This window comes from Pseudomonas acericola (SeqCode), from assembly GCF_053456465.1.
In genome coordinates, this window is record NZ_JBRFJB010000002.1 from 771,048 (window position 1) to 787,718 (window position 16,671).

Annotated in this window: 19 protein-coding genes; 8 read left to right on the forward strand and 11 right to left on the reverse strand. The window is 60.5% G+C overall.

Translation table 11 applies throughout. From position 1 onward, the window contains the following. Positions 1-40: 40 nt before the first annotated feature. The 3 genes from ACU688_RS09625 to ACU688_RS09635 form a co-directional block, all read right to left on the reverse strand. The gene (locus ACU688_RS09625) at positions 41-2,611 is read right to left on the reverse strand and encodes a TonB-dependent receptor (protein ID WP_448184518.1); all 2,571 of its coding nucleotides are present in this window, start codon (positions 2,609-2,611) and stop codon (positions 41-43) included. Between the two features lie 118 nt (positions 2,612-2,729). Then, a complete protein-coding gene (locus ACU688_RS09630; protein WP_448184519.1) occupies positions 2,730-3,689 on the reverse strand; it encodes a FecR family protein in 960 nt (319 codons plus the stop codon). Then, the gene (locus ACU688_RS09635; RefSeq protein ID WP_448184520.1) at positions 3,686-4,225 is read right to left on the reverse strand and encodes an RNA polymerase sigma factor; all 540 of its coding nucleotides are present in this window, start codon (positions 4,223-4,225) and stop codon (positions 3,686-3,688) included. Before ACU688_RS09635 ends, ACU688_RS09630 begins: the two co-directional genes overlap by 4 nt. A gap of 173 nt (positions 4,226-4,398) precedes the next feature. Between ACU688_RS09635 and ACU688_RS09640 the strand changes: the two genes are divergently transcribed. Further along, positions 4,399-4,731 carry a YegP family protein gene (locus ACU688_RS09640; RefSeq protein ID WP_448184521.1) on the forward strand — a complete coding sequence of 111 codons (333 nt, stop codon included), beginning with the start codon at positions 4,399-4,401 and terminating at the stop codon, positions 4,729-4,731. Positions 4,732-4,831: 100 nt separating this feature from the next. Here ACU688_RS09640 and ACU688_RS09645 read toward each other — a convergent pair whose 3' ends face one another. Beyond that, positions 4,832-5,704 (reverse strand): dihydrodipicolinate synthase family protein, encoded by an 873-nt coding sequence (locus tag ACU688_RS09645; RefSeq protein ID WP_448184522.1) that lies wholly within the window; start codon positions 5,702-5,704, stop codon positions 4,832-4,834. Between the two features lie 27 nt (positions 5,705-5,731). After that, on the reverse strand, positions 5,732-6,514 hold the full coding sequence (locus tag ACU688_RS09650) for an aldolase (RefSeq protein ID WP_448184523.1): 783 nt from the start codon (positions 6,512-6,514) through the stop codon (positions 5,732-5,734). A 160-nt stretch (positions 6,515-6,674) separates the two neighbouring features. Here ACU688_RS09650 and ACU688_RS09655 point away from each other — a divergent pair, with 160 nt between their 5' ends. Then, positions 6,675-7,202, forward strand: coding sequence for a helix-turn-helix domain-containing protein (locus tag ACU688_RS09655; protein WP_448184524.1), 528 nt, complete (start codon positions 6,675-6,677; stop codon positions 7,200-7,202). Positions 7,203-7,274: 72 nt separating this feature from the next. Here ACU688_RS09655 and ACU688_RS09660 read toward each other — a convergent pair whose 3' ends face one another. Next, complete coding sequence (locus tag ACU688_RS09660) at positions 7,275-8,291, reverse strand: DUF4917 family protein (RefSeq protein ID WP_448184525.1); 1,017 nt, start codon at positions 8,289-8,291, stop codon at positions 7,275-7,277. 123 nt (positions 8,292-8,414) lie between these two features. On the opposite strand from ACU688_RS09660, the gene yiaY reads away from it, so the two are divergent. From yiaY to ACU688_RS09675, 3 genes are all read left to right on the forward strand, one after another. Next, positions 8,415-9,563, forward strand: a complete 1,149-nt coding sequence (yiaY, locus tag ACU688_RS09665; RefSeq protein WP_448184526.1) for an L-threonine dehydrogenase — start codon at positions 8,415-8,417, stop codon at positions 9,561-9,563. 92 nt (positions 9,564-9,655) lie between these two features. Next, positions 9,656-10,330 (forward strand): NAD(P)H-binding protein, encoded by a 675-nt coding sequence (locus ACU688_RS09670; protein WP_448184527.1) that lies wholly within the window; start codon positions 9,656-9,658, stop codon positions 10,328-10,330. Positions 10,331-10,341: 11 nt separating this feature from the next. Then, on the forward strand, positions 10,342-11,307 hold the full coding sequence (locus ACU688_RS09675) for a hydroxymethylglutaryl-CoA lyase (RefSeq protein WP_448184528.1): 966 nt from the start codon (positions 10,342-10,344) through the stop codon (positions 11,305-11,307). Here ACU688_RS09675 and ACU688_RS09680 read toward each other — a convergent pair. Beyond that, positions 11,265-11,750 carry a DMT family transporter gene (locus ACU688_RS09680; RefSeq protein WP_448184529.1) on the reverse strand — a complete coding sequence of 162 codons (486 nt, stop codon included), beginning with the start codon at positions 11,748-11,750 and terminating at the stop codon, positions 11,265-11,267. The genes ACU688_RS09675 and ACU688_RS09680 overlap by 43 nt on opposite strands. 77 nt (positions 11,751-11,827) lie before the next feature. On the opposite strand from ACU688_RS09680, the gene ACU688_RS09685 reads away from it, so the two are divergent. The 3 genes from ACU688_RS09685 (at position 11,828) to ACU688_RS09695 (ending at position 13,950) form a co-directional block, all read left to right on the forward strand. Continuing rightward, complete coding sequence (locus tag ACU688_RS09685) at positions 11,828-12,727, forward strand: LysR family transcriptional regulator (protein ID WP_448184858.1); 900 nt, start codon at positions 11,828-11,830, stop codon at positions 12,725-12,727. A 26-nt stretch (positions 12,728-12,753) separates the two neighbouring features. Further along, complete coding sequence (locus ACU688_RS09690; RefSeq protein ID WP_448184530.1) at positions 12,754-12,981, forward strand: hypothetical protein; 228 nt, start codon at positions 12,754-12,756, stop codon at positions 12,979-12,981. 441 nt (positions 12,982-13,422) lie between these two features. Beyond that, entirely contained in the window at positions 13,423-13,950 is a 528-nt protein-coding gene (locus ACU688_RS09695; RefSeq protein WP_448184531.1) for a DUF4142 domain-containing protein, read from the forward strand. A gap of 67 nt (positions 13,951-14,017) precedes the next feature. Here ACU688_RS09695 and ACU688_RS09700 read toward each other — a convergent pair whose 3' ends face one another. From ACU688_RS09700 to ACU688_RS09715, 4 genes are all read right to left on the reverse strand, one after another. Beyond that, complete coding sequence (locus ACU688_RS09700) at positions 14,018-14,518, reverse strand: methylated-DNA--[protein]-cysteine S-methyltransferase (protein ID WP_448184532.1); 501 nt, start codon at positions 14,516-14,518, stop codon at positions 14,018-14,020. Between the two features lie 93 nt (positions 14,519-14,611). Continuing rightward, positions 14,612-14,944, reverse strand: coding sequence for a hypothetical protein (locus ACU688_RS09705; RefSeq protein ID WP_448184533.1), 333 nt, complete (start codon positions 14,942-14,944; stop codon positions 14,612-14,614). Positions 14,945-15,028: 84 nt separating this feature from the next. After that, a complete protein-coding gene (locus ACU688_RS09710) occupies positions 15,029-15,439 on the reverse strand; it encodes a type II toxin-antitoxin system HicB family antitoxin (RefSeq protein ID WP_448184534.1) in 411 nt (136 codons plus the stop codon). Positions 15,440-15,689: 250 nt separating this feature from the next. After that, positions 15,690-16,583, reverse strand: coding sequence for a LysR family transcriptional regulator (locus tag ACU688_RS09715; RefSeq protein ID WP_448184535.1), 894 nt, complete (start codon positions 16,581-16,583; stop codon positions 15,690-15,692). Between the last annotated feature and the right edge of the window lie 88 nt (positions 16,584-16,671).

Here is a 16,671-nt window from a genome sequence, read left to right on the forward strand (position 1 = left end):
AAGGGCCTACAGCTGGGTGCGGATTTATCCGTACAGTTTTTCAGAAGAAGCGCGTGATGCTGATCTTGGCGTTGCGACCTTGGCTGTAGACACCTTCGCCGCTGAGTGCCGGTTGGTAGAAGCGGTTGAACAGGTTGTCGACGGTGAAGTTGATCTCGGTGCCCTTAAGGCCAGCCTGCTGTGGTTTCCAATTGGCGAACAGGCCTTGTGTGTCGTAGCTGGCGTTCTCCGTCTGGTCGTAGATGAAGTCGCCGATGCTGGAGTTCAAACCGCCCGCGTAAACATCGGTGGGCACGCGATCGGTCTTGCGTACGAACTGGCCCTGCCAGCCCACCTGCGCGTCCCAGCTCGGGATCTTGGTACCCAGCACCACCACCCATTTGGCCGGTGGGATATCCCGCGCCCACACGTGCAGGTCTGTCGCCCAGGGGTTGGTGTAGGGGTTGTCGCGCTTGCCTGTGGCCCAGGAATACGTCAGGGAGCCGAACAGGTAGGTCGAGTCGTAGTAGCTTTCCAGCTCGACGCCTTTGATGGTCATGCCACCCACATTGCGATAGTTGGTCCTGGACGCCGCGTCACTGCATACCGAATCGATACTGCCCGACACGGTCAACTGCCGTTCGCAGCCAATGCCGGTGGCCTTCATGATTTCGTCTTCGATGCGGTTGTGAAACAACGTGGTGCGCAGTTGCAGGTTGTCTTCACGGGTGAAGAGGCCTGAGAAATTGGTGACGTTGCCCGCGGTAATCGCCGTAATGCGCTCCGGGTCGAGGTTCAGGCTGGTGGCGCTACGGGTGCTGATAGCGCCTTGGACTTCGTACTGTTCATCGATCACCGGCGCGCGCCACGTACGGTTCCAACTGGCGAAGAAGGCCACATCCGGGGTTACGTTCCAGAACGCCGCCAGGCGCGGCGACCATCCGGTGTAGGTGCGGTCGCTGTAGTCGTGGCCCACTTTCGGGTCAGGGCTGCTGTAGTACGGCGCATCGTTGGCTTCGCCGCGGTTGCGCACGTGGTCGTAACGCAGGGACGGCGTGAGGGTCACGTCGCCCAGGGTAATCGCGTCCTGGATGTAGAACGCGTTGCTATCGACCTTGCCGTGGGGCATGAAGTACGGCTGGAAGTGCCCATAGTTGTAATTGGCGGTGTTGTAGGTGGCGCCCGGCATCCAGCTCTCGGTTTCGCGCTTGTGCTTGCGGATCTGCACGCCCGTGGTCACCGCGTGCTCCAGCGGGCCGGTGGTCAGCAGGCTGGTATTGCGTAATTCAAGGATGCGGTCGGTGTAGGACGTGTCCATCTTGCGTCCACCGGTGGCCAGGCCAATGACGGCATTCTCGGCGCGCTCATCGGTCTGGTCGGTATTGGACTCCGAGTAGCTCAGCTTCAGGTCGATCAGCGGGTTGTTCAGTGGGTGGTACTCGTACTTGCTCGACCAGGTGGTGTCCACTGTGTCGCGGTCGGCCAGGAAGCGAGACACCGCCGTTGCGTAGCCATAACGGTCGATGGCAGGTTGTTTCGGGGGTGATGGGTAGGACTTAGCCGAGAACGGCGTCATACGTTGGCTTTGGGCGCGAGAGTAAGAAAGGCCCATGCTGTGTTCATCGGTGAAATACGCGTTGAACTTGAACAGCTGGCCTTCGACATCCTGCGCGCTGTTGGGCAGCCGTTTGGGGTTGATCGGGTATTCATTGCGCGGATCGGGCGGCGTGCCGGCAAGCTTGAGGTCGTCGCCGTCGCGCTTGGTCAGGTAGGCCAGGCCGTCCATGCGGCCGTCGTCGGTGCGGCCATACACGGCGCCGGTGTAGACCTGCTCGTGGTTGTTGCTGGCGTAGCCGTATTTGACCATCGCCCCGGCATTTTGCCCGTCCTTGAGCAGGTCGGGTGCGTCCTTGGTGATCATGTTGACCGTGCCGCCAAAACCGCCGTTACCGGTAAATGGCGAGTAAGGGCCTTTTTCCACCTCAATGCTTTTGATCAACTCGGGCTCGATGAAGATGGTGCCTTGTTGATAACGCTCGAACCCGCTTTTGGCCGCACCATCCACGGTCATCGGCACATCCTCGGCATCGCCCATGCCGCGGATGTTCATGGTCTGGCCGCCCGGCTTGGGTGAGCCGCCCATGGATACGCCGGGCAGGGTCTGCAACAGTGAAGGAATGTTATCGGGCTGGTAGCGGTCGATATCCGCCTGGCTCAGTGTGGAGCGGCCCACGGTGCTGGAGTCGACCTGGCTACCGGTGCCGATCACGCTCAGGGCATCCAGTTGAACAACGCCACTGTTGGTGGTCTTGCCCTCATCGGGGCGCACGACGTAGGTGCTGCCGACCTTGATCAGGGTGAACTCGCCGTTTTTCAGCAGGGTACGAATCGCCACTTCCGGCGTGAAGTCGCCGTTGAGTGCTGGCGCCTGCACGTTCTTGAGCAGTTCTTCATCGAACAGCAGCTGGATTTTCGCCTGCTGCGCCACCTGGCTCAGGGACGTGGCCAGCGACTGTGCAGGCAGTTGCAGCGTGAGCGATTCGGCCTGGGCACTGAGGCTCAATACCAGGCAACTGGCGATGAGGGTCGGTCGAAGAAACAGGTGCGAAGCGTGGCAAGGCGCGCGAAACATGAAATCCCCCGGTGCGGCTAAATAGCCAAAAAGGTGTGCTTATCAAACACAGACCGGGGGAAGACGGGGCTGGTAAACAAATCCACACCTGCGAATGCAAAATATTCTCAAATAAGCCTTACTGGCTCGATTCGATCCTGACCACGCCATCGGCCAAGGCCACGGTTTTCACCGGCAGCAGGGCGGGCAGGGCGTTGAGCAGGGCGTCGGGGTCATTTACGTCAAGGTTGCCCGACACCTTCAACTGCGCTACGGCCTGGCTGACTTGCAGCGGCGCCTGCGGACGGTAAAGGCTCAACTCGTCGATCAGGCTGGCCAGCTCGCGATTGCGAAACGACAAGTGGCCGCTGCGCCAGTCGGCGACTTCCTCGGCATTCAGCGTTTGCTGTTGCAGCGTGCCCTTGGCGTAGCTGTAGGTGGCGCGTTGCTGGGCGCCGAGCAAGGCGACCGGGTTTTTTGCGTCCGGCGCGAAGGCCACTTGGCCGTGGGCAACGCTGACCACCAGTTGCTGCTGGCTACGGCGCACATCAAAACCGGTGCCGACCACCCGCACATTCGCCTCACCGGCTTGTACGAACAATGGCCGTTCCTTGTCGGGCGCCACCTCGATGTACAACTGGCCCTTGTCCAGGTGCACGATGCGCTGGTGCGCGTTGAAGTCCACGCGCAGTTGGGTGTTGGCATTCACGTACAGGGTGCTGCCATCGGGCAGGTTGAGGGTGCGCATGCCTTTGGCGTGGGCGGCGACCTGGCTGTGATAGAGCTCGCGGGGCGCGCCAATGTGGGTGGCCAACACGGCGCAGATTACTGCTGCGGCCACCGCCAGGGCCGGGCGCCACACGGACGGCTTGCGTTGGGGCAGCGCCACGGGTTTGTTCAATTGCTGCAACTGGGCGAGGTCTGCCCACAGTTGCTCGAATTCCGCATAGGCGCGGGCATGGGCCGGCTCGGCCTGCCAGGCGGCAAAGGCCTTGCGGTCGGCGCGGTCGGTGTCGGCGTGGTTGCGTGCAAACCAGCTGGCGGCTTGGGCGTCGATGGAGTCGCTGTCCTCGATGTCGATGTCGCTCAGGCGGTTCATTCTGGCTGCTCCGTGCCGGGTTCGTGTTGAAGGCGTCGCTTGCAATGCAACAGGGCCAGGGCGATGTGCTTTTCCACCATGCTGGTGGAAATGCCCATGCGTTCGGCGATCTGCGCCTGGCTCAGGCCTTCGAAGCGGTGCAGCATAAGGGCTTCTCGTCGGCGGGGCGAGAGTTCGGCGAGGACTTCTTTCAACTGTTCCAGGCGTTGCAAGCGTTGCGCGGCGGCCATGGGCTCGTTTTGCTCGTCGGTGGCAGGTTCCAAGTCCCTTTCGGCCTGATCCTGGTGGACGGTCTGCCGTACCTTCTGTTTACGCCAATGATCGCGCAGCAGGTTGCGTGCCATCTGGAACAGAAACGCCCGTGGCTGCTCGACCTTGGCGCGGTCGCGGTAGTCCAGCCATTGGGTGAAGACATCCTGGGTCATGTCCGCCGCGTCGCTGGCGTTGTCCGTGCGTTTGCGCAGGAAATACAGGATATCTGTATAAAAACCGCGAAAGGCATCGGCCGACAACGGGTCGGGCTTGGGACGAGACATGAATATCCTTCTTGACGAAGCACGACGTAGGAAAGTCGCGAATGGTATCGAGAACCATTGCTATTTGTCTCTATCTAAATATGTCGTTGCCGATGCGCGGCTGGCAATAAGCTGGGCATGACCTTTACTCCTACACGCTAGTGAACTAAATCCCACTCAAAAAGGAGAAAGTCATGGCTGGATGGTATGAGTTGAGCAAGAGCAGCGACGGGCAGTTCCGCTTTGTATTGAAGGCCGCGAACGCTGAGATCATTTTGACCAGCGAGCGCTACACCACCCGCAGCGCAGCTGAAAATGGCATTGCTTCTGTGCAGACCAACAGCCCGCATGACGAGCGCTATGAGCGAAAAGTGGCCAGCAATGGCCAGCCGTATTTCACCCTCAAGGCTGCCAATCACCAAGTGATCGGCAACAGCGAGCAGTATTCCTCGACAGCGGCGCGGGACAATGGCATTGCGAGCGTCAAGAGCAATGGCCCGAGTACCACGATCAAAGACAAGACCTGAAATGCAAAGCGCTAATTAAGAGCTCACGCTGTCCCTGTGGCGAGGGAGCAAGCTCCCTCGCCACAGGTTACTTTTTACTCTTCATTTTGGATTGTGGTGGTTAGCGCAGCAGTGCTTTGAGCTGTTCGATTGCCGCTTCACCCAGCGGGAACACCGGCAACCGCGGATCGCCCACCTCCAACCCGGTCAAACGCAACCCGGCCTTGATCGTCGCCGGCAAACCCCCTTTGAGAATGAACTCCAGCAACGGCAACTGGCGATAAAACAGCGCCCGTGCCTTTGTCAGGTCATTGGCCAGCACGGCGTCGTACAAATCCAGGTTGAGCTGTGGGATGAGGTTCGGCGCCGCCGTGCACCAACCCTTGGCACCGGCCGCGAAGGCTTCCAGCGCCAGCGGGTTGCAGCCGTTGTAGAACGGCACGTCACTCTGGCGATGCAACTGGTGCATGCGTTGGATATCCCCGGTGCTCTCCTTGACCATCGTCACGTTGGCGACCTGCTGGATGATGCGCAGGATCAGTTCCACCGACATGTCGGTGCCGCTGGTGGCCGGGTTGTTGTAGAGCATGATCGGCACGCCGACGCTGTCGCCAATCGCGGCGTAGTGGGCGAGGATTTCCGCTTCGCTGAGTTTCCAGTAGGACGCCGGCAGCACCATCACCACGTCGGCGCCATTGGCTTCGGCGTAACGGGCGCGGCGCACGGCCTTGGCGGTGGTCAGGTCGGACACGCTGACGACGGTGGGCACGCGCCGGGCGATTTTTGCCAGGCTATAGGCGCTCACTTCATCCCATTCGGCGTCGCTCAAGTAGGCGCCTTCGCCGGTGCTGCCCAAGGGCGCGATGGCATGCACGCCGCTGGCGATCAAACGGTCGATGGAGCGGCCCAGGGCGTCGAGGTCAATGCGTGAACCGTCGGCGCTGAAAGGGGTGATGGTGTAGCCGATGATGCCGTGGATGGTTGGGCTGGACATGAGAGGTCTCCGGTCGAAAAAGGGCAATCAGTTCAGGCAATCGGCGTGTTGGCGCAGGTTCTGCCGGGCGTAGTAATTGAACGCGGCGCCGTGGCGCTTGGGCCGGGAGATCCAGTCGTGGGCTTCACGCCCCAGTTCCGGCAGGATCGGTTTGATGGTGCCCGCCGCCATGGCCAGCAACTGCAACTTGGCTGCACGTTCGATCAACTGCGCGATCACACAGGCTTCCTCGATGCTCGCCCCGGTGGACAGTTGGCCGTGGTGCGACAGCAGGATCGCGCGCTTGTCGCCCAGGGCCGCCGTGATGATTTCGCCTTCTTCATTACCCACCGGCACGCCCGGCCAGGCTTCCAGGAATGCACAGTCTTCGTACAGCGGGCAGAGGTCCATGTGGGACACCTGCAACGGCACTTCCAGCATCGACAGTGCCGCGATGTGCGTGGGGTGCGTGTGGATGATGCAATTCACATCCGGCCGCCCACGGTACACCCAACTGTGGAAACGGTTGGCCGGGTTGGGGATGCCATGGCCTTCCAGGACTTCAAGGTCCTCGTTGACCAGCAGCAGGTTGCTCGCGGTGATTTCGTCAAAGCCCAAGCCCAGTTGCTGAGTGTAATAGGTGCCAGGCGTTGGCCCACGGGCGGTGATCTGCCCGGCCAGGCCGGAGTCGTGGCCGTTCTCGAACAGGATGCGGCACGTGAGCGCCAGCTTTTGCCGGTCGGTCCACGTATTATCCGCCAGGGTGTTTTGCATCTGGATCAGCGCTTGCTTGACCAGTTGTTCTTTGGGGAGTGCTAATGTCTTGGCCATCTCGGTGTCCTTTGGGTGGTTCAATGGACGTCTGGTTTGCTGGTCTCCCGCTGCTCGCAAGGTCGTTGGGTGAACGCAAATGACACTAAAGATGCTATATGACACAAAGTGTCATTGGCAAGCGCAGCTTATCGTTTTCTGCATGGACTAACCGCAGCACATGTCTATCCGTTTGAAATTATTGAGAAAAAAACTTGGCGTTACCTTGGATGTGCTGGCCGAAAAGTCCGGCATGACCAAGAGTTATTTGTCCAAGGTTGAGCGCGGACTCAATACGCCGTCGATTGCGGCCGCGCTGAAACTGGCCAAGGCGTTGAACGTGAAAGTTGAAGAGCTGTTCAGCGAAGACAGCGTCAGCCTCGACAGCTACAGCCTGGTACGCAGCCATGAACGGCCCGACACCGCGCCGGGTTATGCGGTGCTGGCCCATCAGGTCAGTGAACGCAGCCTGTTGCCGTTCATCATTTACCCGCCGGCGGAGTTCACCGACAAGACCTTCAAGGAGCACCTGGGGGAGGAGTTTCTGTTTGTGCATGAAGGCCAGGTGGAGGTGGACTTTATGAACGAGCGGGTGATTCTGGAGCGCGGTGATGCGCTGCATTTCAATGCGCAGAAACCGCATCGGCTGCGGTCGGTGGGGCCGGTGCAGGCGCAGTTGTTGGTGGTGGTGCACAGCCCGGAAGAGTGACCGCTATGCCTGTTTGAAATGCAATCTACTGTGGGAGCCAGCTCCCACAGAGGATCTCCTTTGTTCTGGAGATCAGTGTTCGACTGGGACGGACAGTGCTGAGTTGCCCAGTGGGTGAGTGCGCGCAGCGAAGAACCTCAGCTCCACGCCCGTCCCCTCGAACATCTCCGAATACCGCCGCTTCTGCTGCCGAATAAACCCATCACTACGCCCCGACACCGAAATCGCCAGGGTGCTCAACTTGGCCTGGCGAATCGCATCCACCAAGTGTTTATCCTGCGCGCCCAAATCGTGGCCAAAGACGCACAGCGCGCCCTGATGGCCAAGCAACTGCTCATAACAGAACGACAGGTAATCCGAGCTGCGGATGGTCTTCAGTTTCTCTTCCACCTTGCCTTCGCTGACAAACAGCGGCACGTCGTCCAGGGTCTTGATCGTGTTGTTGATCGCAAAACTGCTGAGCAGGGTGCTGTCGGTGGTCGGCAATTTGCGCGCGGTGCCGTCGAGGTTGCGCACCAGGTGCAGGCCGCCGTGCAAATAGAGGATGCGTGTGGCGTCGGTCTGGGTGTTGCGCAGGTCGAAGCTGGCGTCGGCGCTGCGGAACAGGTCGTCGATGCCCGGTGTGTGCAGGATCGCCCAGTAGTTGAGCAAGTCGTAGTTACTGGTAAATACCGTCGAGTAGCTCGCCAGTTCGCGGTTGATCGTCTCCAGTGTCGACGGCTGCACCAGGCGCCACGGGATATGCACGGCGTGGATGGTGTTGATCAGCGCTTCCTTGATCGCGTAGTAGCGATTGCGCGGCGCCGCCGAGCTGACCGCCAGTGCCTTGTTGACCCGGCTGGTGGTTTTCAGCGCGCCCAGGGCCTGCTCGAAACTGCGGGTTTGCAGGGCGTCGAACACGCTGAGTTCGGATGGGCTCAGGGGTTTTTCTTCGACGGTGCGCGCGTTTTCGAACAGCGAGTCGTAGGCAAAGTCTTCCCAGACCGTACGGCTGGCGCCGTTGCCGATCAGAATCCCGCTGAAGTCGATGGCGCTGCGCAGGGCGCTCCAGTCTTCAAGGTGGGCGTCAATATCCTGGAAATCCTTCATTGCGGCGGGTCTACTCGAAATCGGCTGGGCGGTGACTTTATCACGAGCGGGCGTTGATCCTGATCAAGATGCTCTGCCCGTCAGCGGTTGATTCTGTAGGCATAAAGCCTACGAGGATTAGCCATGAGCAGCACCTTCTTTATTCCCGCCGTCAACATCATGGGCACTGATTGCCTCGACGAAGCCATGACCGCCATTCGCAATTACGGCTTTCACAAGGCGCTGATTGTCACCGACGCGGGCCTGGCCAAAGCCGGCGTGGCGAGCATGATCGCCGAGAAACTGGCGATGCAGGACATCGACTCGGTGATCTACGACGGCGCCAAGCCCAACCCCAATGTGGAAAACGTCGAGAAAGGCCTGGCGCTGTTGCAGGAAAGCGCCTGCGATTTCGTGGTATCCCTGGGCGGCGGTTCGCCCCATGACTGCGCCAAGGGCATCGCGCTGTGCGCCACCAACGGCGGGCATATCGGCGACTACGAAGGCGTGGACCAGTCGAGCAAACCGCAACTGCCGCTGGTGGCCATCAACACCACTGCCGGCACTGCGAGCGAGATGACCCGGTTCTGCATCATCACCGACGAAAGCCGCCACGTGAAAATGGCCATCGTCGATCGCAACGTCACGCCGCTGCTGTCGGTCAACGACCCGGCGCTGATGGTCGGCATGCCCAAGGGCCTCACCGCCGCCACCGGCATGGACGCCCTGACCCACGCCATCGAAGCCTACGTGTCCACCGCTGCCACGCCGATCACCGACGCCTGCGCGATCAAGGCCATCGAACTGATCAGCGCCAACCTGCGCCTGGCCGTGCGCGACGGTAGCGACAAGGCCGCGCGGGAAAACATGGCCTACGCGCAATTCCTCGCCGGCATGGCGTTCAACAACGCGTCCCTGGGTTTTGTCCACGCCATGGCGCACCAGCTGGGCGGCCTGTATGACTTGCCCCACGGTGTGTGCAACGCGGTGTTGTTGCCCCATGTGCAGAGCTTCAACGCCAGCGTCAGCGCCAAACGCTTGAGTGACGTGGGCCGCGCGTTGGGTGCCGATGTCAAAGGCGTCACCGTGGAAGAGGGTGCCCAGGCGGCGATTGCGGCGATCCGCAGTTTGTCCCAGGACGTAGATATTCCCGCGGGCCTGCGCGAACTCGGCGCCAAGTTGCAGGACATTCCGTTGCTCGCCAGCAATGCGTTGAAGGATGCGTGTGGGCTGACCAATCCACGGCGCGCGGATCAAAGACAAATAGAAGAGATCTTTCGCAGCGCTTTCTAACGGGGCACTGACACGCCGCAAGCGTTAAGCTACAAGCTGAACTGCATTCAACTTGTCGCTTGAAGCTTGCGGCTTGCCGCTGAGGTCCCCCTATGAGAGTTCTGTTATTCGGCGCCACCGGCATGGTTGGCCAAGGTGTTCTGCGTGAATGCCTGCTGGCGGCCGACGTGCAGGAAGTCGTCGCCGTCGGCCGTACGCCGCTGACCCAGGAACACGGCAAGCTGCACCAGGTGCTGCACAGCGACATGCTCGATTTCCAACCCCTGGAAAACCTGCTGCAAGGCTTTGATGCATGCTTCTTCTGCCTCGGCGTGTCGTCGGCGGGCATGAACGAAACCCACTACACCCACCTCACCTATGACCTCACTTTGGTCGCAGCCAGCACCCTGGCGCGGCTCAATCCGCAGATGACCTTTATCTACGTGTCCGGCGCCGGCACCGACAGTTCCGAGGCGGGCAAGTCGATGTGGGCGCGGGTCAAGGGCAAGACCGAAAATGCCTTGTTGCGCCTGCCGTTCAAGGCGGTGTACCTGTTCCGGCCGGGGGTGATCCAACCGTTGCACGGCGTGCGCTCGAAGACGCCGTTGTACCAGGCGTTTTATTCGGTGCTGGGGCCACTGCTATCGTTGGTGCGCCGGGTAAAACCGGGTTGGGTGGTGAGCACCGAGACGGTTGGCCGGGCGATGTTGCAGGCGGCCAGTCATGGCGCGCCGCAACCGGTGCTAGAGCAGGCTGGGATCAATCGCTTGGCTGACGAGCGTCGTTGAAGGAGCTGGCGGTGATTGAGGATTATTCAGACGCGCTGATCGTGCAGGAAGTGTCCCCGCGTGATGGCTTGCAAATCGAACCGACCTGGGTGGAGACGGCCGACAAGATCGCCTTGATCGACCAGCTTTCCCGCGCCGGTTTCTCGCGGATCGAAGCGGGTTCGTTCGTCTCGCCCAAGGCGATTCCGGCCTTGCGCGATGGCGAGCAGGTGTTCCAGGGCATCGCGCGCAAGCCGGGTGTCATCTACGTGGCGCTGATCCCCAATCTCAAGGGCGCCCAGCGTGCCATCGCGTCTCGCGCCGATGAGTTGAACCTGGTGATGTCCGCCAGCCAGAGCCACAACCTGGCCAACTTGCGCATGCGCTGCGAGGCGTCTTTGGCGGCCTTCGGCGAGATCGTCAGCTTTGCCGCCGACCACCCGGTGGGCCTCAACGGTAGCATTGCGACCACATTTGGTTGCCCGTTCGAAGGCGCGGTCGATGAAGACCGCGTAGTGCAGATGGTGGACGCTTATCGTGAACTGGGCATCCAGGGCATCACGCTGGCCGACACCACCGGCATGGCCAACCCGCGTCAGGTAGCGCGCCTGGTCAAGCGGGTGCTGCAACGCGTGCCCGCCGCCGACCTGACCCTGCATTTCCACAACACCCGTGGCCTGGGGTTGTGCAATGTGCTGGCCGCCTACGAAGCCGGTGCCCGGCGTTTTGACGCGGCCCTCGGTGGCCTCGGCGGTTGCCCGTTTGCGCCGGGGGCGTCGGGCAATATCTGTACGGAAGATTTGGTGAACCTGTGTGCGGAGGTCGGGATTCATACCGGTATCGACTTGCCGCATCTGTTGCAGATGTCCCGGCGCTTGCCGGCACTGCTGGGCCATGAACTACCCGGCCAGGTGGCCAAGGCCGGGCGCAATTGCGACCTGCATGCCCCGCCGGATTATGTCGCCGCGCTGATCGCCGGGGGCGTTGCGCTGAACTGAATCAACGCCACGCCGCCGATCAACAACAACGCCCCCAGCACCCGGGGCGTTGTCAGCTCGCGCTCCGCCAGGCCGAACAGGCCAAAGTGATCAAGCACCAGTGACGCCAGAATCTGCCCGGCCATGGCCAGCGCAATAAACCCCGACGCGCCCAACTTGGGCAGCAGCATCAACGCCAGGGAAATAAAACACACACCAAACGCGCCACCGGCCCACATCCACAACGGAGCTTTGCTGACAAAGCCCAGGCTCGGTAACGGCAAGCGCAGCACCACAATCACCGGCAGCAACACGATGATGCTCACCAGCAGCGACGCCAGGGTGGCCCACAGCGGGTGCCCGAGCCCACGCCCGAGGTTGGCGTTGATTGCGCTTTGAAACGGCACCACCGCCCCGGCAATCACTGCCAGCGCCAATAAACCCAGCCAGTGCAAGGTCGTCATTGTGAATCTCCCAGAGGTTTTGCTGGACTCTAAGGTATTCGTCGCGCAAATTTAAATTCCAAGTTCTTATGCTGAGCATGCAGCTGATGAATGATCTGCGCCGCATCGACCTCAACCTGCTGGTGATCCTCGACGCCTTGCTCACCGAGCAACACGTCACCCGTGCCGCTGAACGTGTGCACCTGAGCCAGCCGGCGGTCAGCCATGCGCTGGCGCGGTTGAGGGAATTGCTCGGCGACCTGTTGCTGGTGCGCCAGGGCGGCACGTTGGTGCCCACCGCGCGCGCGTTGGAACTGGCGGCACCGCTCGCCGAGGCGCTGGCCCAGGTACAAGCGCTGCTGGCGCCCAACCGGTTTGATCCGGCCTCGGCCAAGCGCCGCTTTCGCGTGGCGATGTCGGACTACAGCGCGGCGATTTTCCTACCGGACTTGGTGCGCATGCTGCGCCGTGAAGCGCCGGGTATCGACCTGCAAATCATCCAGGCCAGCCGTGAGGGCATGGTGGAGGGCGTGCTCAATGGTGATCTCGACCTGGCTGCTGGAGTCTTTCCTGACATGCCGGCGGAGCTGCGTACTACGCCGCTGTTTGAAGAGCACTACACCTGCCTGGTCGACCGCGACAGCTTGCCGGCTGACGGTACGCTGGACCTGCCCACCTATCTATCGCGTCCCCATGTGTTGCTGGAAATGCGCGGCAGTGGCACGCCGGAAATCGAGCGGGCGTTGACCGCGATTCGTCAGCGACGCCATGTGGCGATCAGCCTCCCGCACTGGGGCGTGGCGCCGCAGTTGATCCAGGGTACGGATTTGATCTTGACCGTGTCGTCGCGGGGCTTGCTCAACATTGATCACCCACACCTGCTGGCGGTGCCGCCACCGTTTCATATCCCCTCGTTTGCGGTGGAGTTGGCGTGGCACGTGCGGCGGGGTGGGGATTCGGGGTTGCAGTGGTTGATTGGGCGGGTGCGGGAGGGCTGATGTAGCAATCAATTGTGGGAGCTGGCTTGCCTGCGATAGCCATAGGTATCTACACACCTACTGAACCTGACAAAACCCGAAGCTTTGGCTTTGGCTTTGGCTTTGGCTTTGGCTTTGGCTTTGGCTTTGGCTTTGGCTTTGGCTTTGGCTTTGGCTTTGGCTTTGGCTTTGGCTTTGGCTTTGGCTTTGGCTTTGGCTTTTCAGCTTTTGATCTTAGGCGCCCCGTTAACCACGCTGGCCGAACGCAGGCTTGAATCCGTGGGTAACCCGGCAGGACGCCGGGTTAGCCGTCCTGGGCCAGGGATGGCCCATGACGGCGGCCCACGGATTCAAGCCTTCGTTCGGGCACACCGAGCCTAGGCGAGGTGCCGAGTGGTGGGGCAAGAGCCCTTTGCTTACTTTGGGGCTTTTCCAAAGTGAGCCGCCGTAAGGGCGGAACCCTAATCAGCCGTTACCTAAATAACGGATATGTACTCCGACCAAAAAGCCTCAGCGCCTAGAACAAAGCCATCGCAGGCAAGCCAGCTCCCACATTTTGATTTGTGCTGTGTTCAGCATTGCACTCCCGCGCAGAGACGCCAGGGCGACCGTTCGTCGCACTGACAAGTATTTTCTAAACCTTTGCCGCCATGAAAATTCGAATTCAGGGCGGGGAGTGTTCCCTCGCGCTTATTTTTGCCCTGGAGGAACCCATCATGAGCCGCATGGCTATCCGGTTACGCACCGCCAGTTTCGCGATGCTGCTGGGCCTCGGCGCCAGCAATGCTTTCGCTCAGTCGCCCGCTGAATTCATCGAGCAGGCGTCGGCCAAAGGCATGGCCGATATCGAAACCAGTCGCATGGCCCACGCCAAAACCTCGTCCCAGGAAATCAAGGACTACACCATTGAGGTGATCAACGAGCGCACCCTGGCCAACCAGCACCTGGCGGCCATCGCCAAGAAGCTTGAACTGCCGGTGGCGCCGCGGGAAAAGATCGTCGACAAAGCCGAGACCCTGATGCCCGAGCTCAAGGATGGCGACTCCTTTGACGCGGCCTACACCGCGCAACAGGTCAAGGAAAACGAAGAGGCCATTGCCCTGTTCAAACAGGAAGGTGCTGCGTCGGATGTGCCGGAAATAAAAGCGTTGGTGGATGAGACGCTGCCCAAGCTGGAGGAGCGTTTGCAGAAGGCTCGCGCGCTGGCATCGACCTACGGTAAAGGCCATCAGGGCGACGGCTGAGTCTGTTGTCTGAAATTAAAAAAAACGGCGGTTGGAGAGATTCCAATCGCCGTTTTTGTTGCTGCTTTCAGAACGCCAATTCCGCTTGGCCGGTGCCTTCCAGTGCGAGCAAATACTGCTTGGCTTGCAGGCCGCCGGCAAACCCGGTCAGCTCACCCGAGGCACCAATCACCCGGTGGCAGGGCGCGATGATTGAGATCGGATTACGCCCATTGGCTGCGCCTACGGCGCGTACTGCCTTGGGGTTGCCGATCTGCTGGGCGATCTGACTGTAGCTGCGGGTTTCGCCGAAGGGGATGGTCAGCAGTGCCTGCCACACCTGCTTCTGGAAATCGGTGCCGGTGAAGTCGAGTTCCAGGGTGAACTGATTACGGGTGCCGGCGAAGTATTCCTGCAACTGGCGCTGCGCCTCCAGCAGCACCGGGCTGTCGTTGGCCTCGTGCAATTCGCCCAGGCGCACACGGTTGGCTCGTTCGGTTTCCCACAGGATCGCGCTGAGTTTTCCGTTACGGGCCACTAGCGTGAGTTGGCCGACGGGGGAGGGCATGAGTGTGTATTCGTACGGCATGGGCGGACTCCTGTGGGTGAACGTTACGGCACTACTGTAATTGCATCCGCCCGATTGAAAACTGCGTTTCTTGCGATTGAATTTTTTCTGCGCCTAGAGGTTCCAGTACACCCAGTTTGAGTAGTGTGGATACCAGTAAATCCAGGAAATATCATACAAAGCCTTAAGAAATGACGCTGTCCCCATCAGCACCAGTGAAATGACATTGAGCGCGGTGAGTATTGAGGCGAACACGGTCAGGCGTCGGTTGGCATGCTGTCTGGCCAACCGTATGCCATAGGCCGACGCTGCAATTGATCCCAACCCCAGCAGCAGCCCGAATGGAAAGGGCAACCTCAAAAACGAGACCAGCAGTGGCAAAACCAGCACCCAGCCTACCACCTGGCGTTGTATGGCTTTTGGCGTGTGTTGCGTGGGTTCAAGCATGACCGTGATCTCAATCTCGGAGGAAGGAGCTGACATCATTTAGATATTAGCTCTTCGCCGCAGTCAGACTTTGCTGACGGGATGCTAGTGGTCTTGTTGCAACACCTTGAGCGCCGCCGATGCCAGGAACCCCGAGCGGCTTTTTTCTTCGGGATGATGCAGCACATAGTCATCGATGCGGTTCAACAGGTAGCCCGGCAGAGTGATGTTGAGTTTCTGCGCCTTGCCCAGGTACTTGGTGACATCGATATCCACCACTGCCCAGGTGCAACCTGCGTACTGTGGGTTGGCGGCATGTACGGTGACTTTCTGCGCATTGGGAATCGGCGCGCCGTCTTCCGCGAGGATCTCGAAGTGCCCTTCGATGGCTTCACGGGCCATGGCCATGGCGTCGTCCAGGTCGTCGCCGGCGGAGTAACAGCCGGGAATGTCCGGCACTTCCACACCCCAGGCGTGGTTCTCGTCACCGGTTGAAATTGCGATGGGGTAAAGCATGTCTGTTGTCCTCCAGGGACGCTTAGCTCAGCAGCGCTTGTTTCAGGATGCTCTTGGCTGCCTATCAAATATCGGCCATCCACAGCACCTCCTTGTGGTGTGTTTTGGTGGTGACTATAACCACAAAGAAAAATCATCAACACTCTACCCACCGACGGCCGATGACCGGTATTTCGTCAGGCAGTGACTGAAGTGTATGAGCGCGCTGCAACGGCGCCAGAGAGAGGTATTGCGAGGTTTTGCGCAGGTATTACCGGATGTGTAGGGCCTGCGTCATCACGCTGAGAAACGCGTCAACCAGCACACTTTTTGATGCAGTTGGCGTCAGCACCAGTAACTGCGCGCTCGCATCCACTTCCACCAACGGCCGGTAGGTCACGCCTTTGTTCATCAAGCTTTGCGTGCATTCTGGCACCAGTGCCACGCCTTGCCCTGCCGCGACCAGGGCGATGATCGAGGTGATCTGCCGCCCGGTCGGCCCTGGTCGCAGCGGCTGGCCGTGGCGGCGGTAGAGCTGCTCGATGGACTGGTTCAGCCCCGATCCGTAATCCGCCGGGAACAGGATCAGCGGATAACCACCGAGCTGCGCCAAGCTGACCTGCGCCTGGCTCGCCAGCGGGCTGTCGGTGGATAACGCCGCCACCAGCCGCTCCTCGCCCAGCGACAGCGCTTGCACCTCTTTGCTCTGTGGCAATAAACGACTCAGCCCGACGTCCAGCCGCCCGTCGGCCACCTGCGCACCGAGGTTGCCGGAGGCACATTCCACGAGGGTCAGTTGCACATCGGGAAAGCGTTGGGCAAACGCCTGGATCGCCTGGCTAAACAGGTCTGACAAGGCAATCGAACTGACATACCCCAGCGTCAGTTGCCCGGCGGTGCCTGCCGCGAGTTTGCCGGCGATGACCTGCGCCAGTTCCACCTGCTCCAGCACACCACGTGCATAGGGCAAGAACGACCGGCCTTGTGCCGTCAGCGTCACTGTGCGGCTGGTGCGATCGAACAGCTTGAAACCCAGCTCGGCTTCCAGCGCCGAGATCTGTCGGGTCAGTGGCGGCTGGGCCAGGTGCAGGCGAAGGGCGGCGCGGCCGAAGTGCAATTCTTCGGCGACCATCAGAAAGTATCGCAGCTTGCGTAGGTCGAGCATCCTGGCCCTCGGGTATTGATCGGTCCTGATTCGGTATTGGTTCAAGACCTGCAGGGCATTCTATAAAGACCGCTCAAAATAAAACGAG

Bases quoted from the DNA above. Each gene is read 5' to 3' on its own strand.
- ACU688_RS09685 (WP_448184858.1), top strand. From the start codon at position 11,828: ATGCAGCTGATGAATGATCTGCGCCGCATCGACCTCAACCTGCTGGTG.
- ACU688_RS09645 (WP_448184522.1), bottom strand. From the start codon at position 5,704: ATGTCCAGCCCAACCATCCACGGCATCATCGGCTACACCATCACCCCT.
- ACU688_RS09700 (WP_448184532.1), bottom strand. From the start codon at position 14,518: ATGCCGTACGAATACACACTCATGCCCTCCCCCGTCGGCCAACTCACG.
- ACU688_RS09635 (WP_448184520.1), bottom strand. From the start codon at position 4,225: ATGTCTCGTCCCAAGCCCGACCCGTTGTCGGCCGATGCCTTTCGCGGT.
- ACU688_RS09650 (WP_448184523.1), bottom strand. From the start codon at position 6,514: ATGGCCAAGACATTAGCACTCCCCAAAGAACAACTGGTCAAGCAAGCG.
- ACU688_RS09705 (WP_448184533.1), bottom strand. From the start codon at position 14,944: ATGCTTGAACCCACGCAACACACGCCAAAAGCCATACAACGCCAGGTG.
- ACU688_RS09680 (WP_448184529.1), bottom strand. From the start codon at position 11,750: ATGACGACCTTGCACTGGCTGGGTTTATTGGCGCTGGCAGTGATTGCC.
- ACU688_RS09655 (WP_448184524.1), top strand. From the start codon at position 6,675: ATGTCTATCCGTTTGAAATTATTGAGAAAAAAACTTGGCGTTACCTTG.
- ACU688_RS09710 (WP_448184534.1), bottom strand. From the start codon at position 15,439: ATGCTTTACCCCATCGCAATTTCAACCGGTGACGAGAACCACGCCTGG.
- ACU688_RS09695 (WP_448184531.1), top strand. From the start codon at position 13,423: ATGAGCCGCATGGCTATCCGGTTACGCACCGCCAGTTTCGCGATGCTG.
- ACU688_RS09640 (WP_448184521.1), top strand. From the start codon at position 4,399: ATGGCTGGATGGTATGAGTTGAGCAAGAGCAGCGACGGGCAGTTCCGC.
- yiaY (WP_448184526.1), top strand. From the start codon at position 8,415: ATGAGCAGCACCTTCTTTATTCCCGCCGTCAACATCATGGGCACTGAT.
- ACU688_RS09625 (WP_448184518.1), bottom strand. From the start codon at position 2,611: ATGTTTCGCGCGCCTTGCCACGCTTCGCACCTGTTTCTTCGACCGACC.
- ACU688_RS09715 (WP_448184535.1), bottom strand. From the start codon at position 16,583: ATGCTCGACCTACGCAAGCTGCGATACTTTCTGATGGTCGCCGAAGAA.
- ACU688_RS09670 (WP_448184527.1), top strand. From the start codon at position 9,656: ATGAGAGTTCTGTTATTCGGCGCCACCGGCATGGTTGGCCAAGGTGTT.
- ACU688_RS09660 (WP_448184525.1), bottom strand. From the start codon at position 8,291: ATGAAGGATTTCCAGGATATTGACGCCCACCTTGAAGACTGGAGCGCC.
- ACU688_RS09630 (WP_448184519.1), bottom strand. From the start codon at position 3,689: ATGAACCGCCTGAGCGACATCGACATCGAGGACAGCGACTCCATCGAC.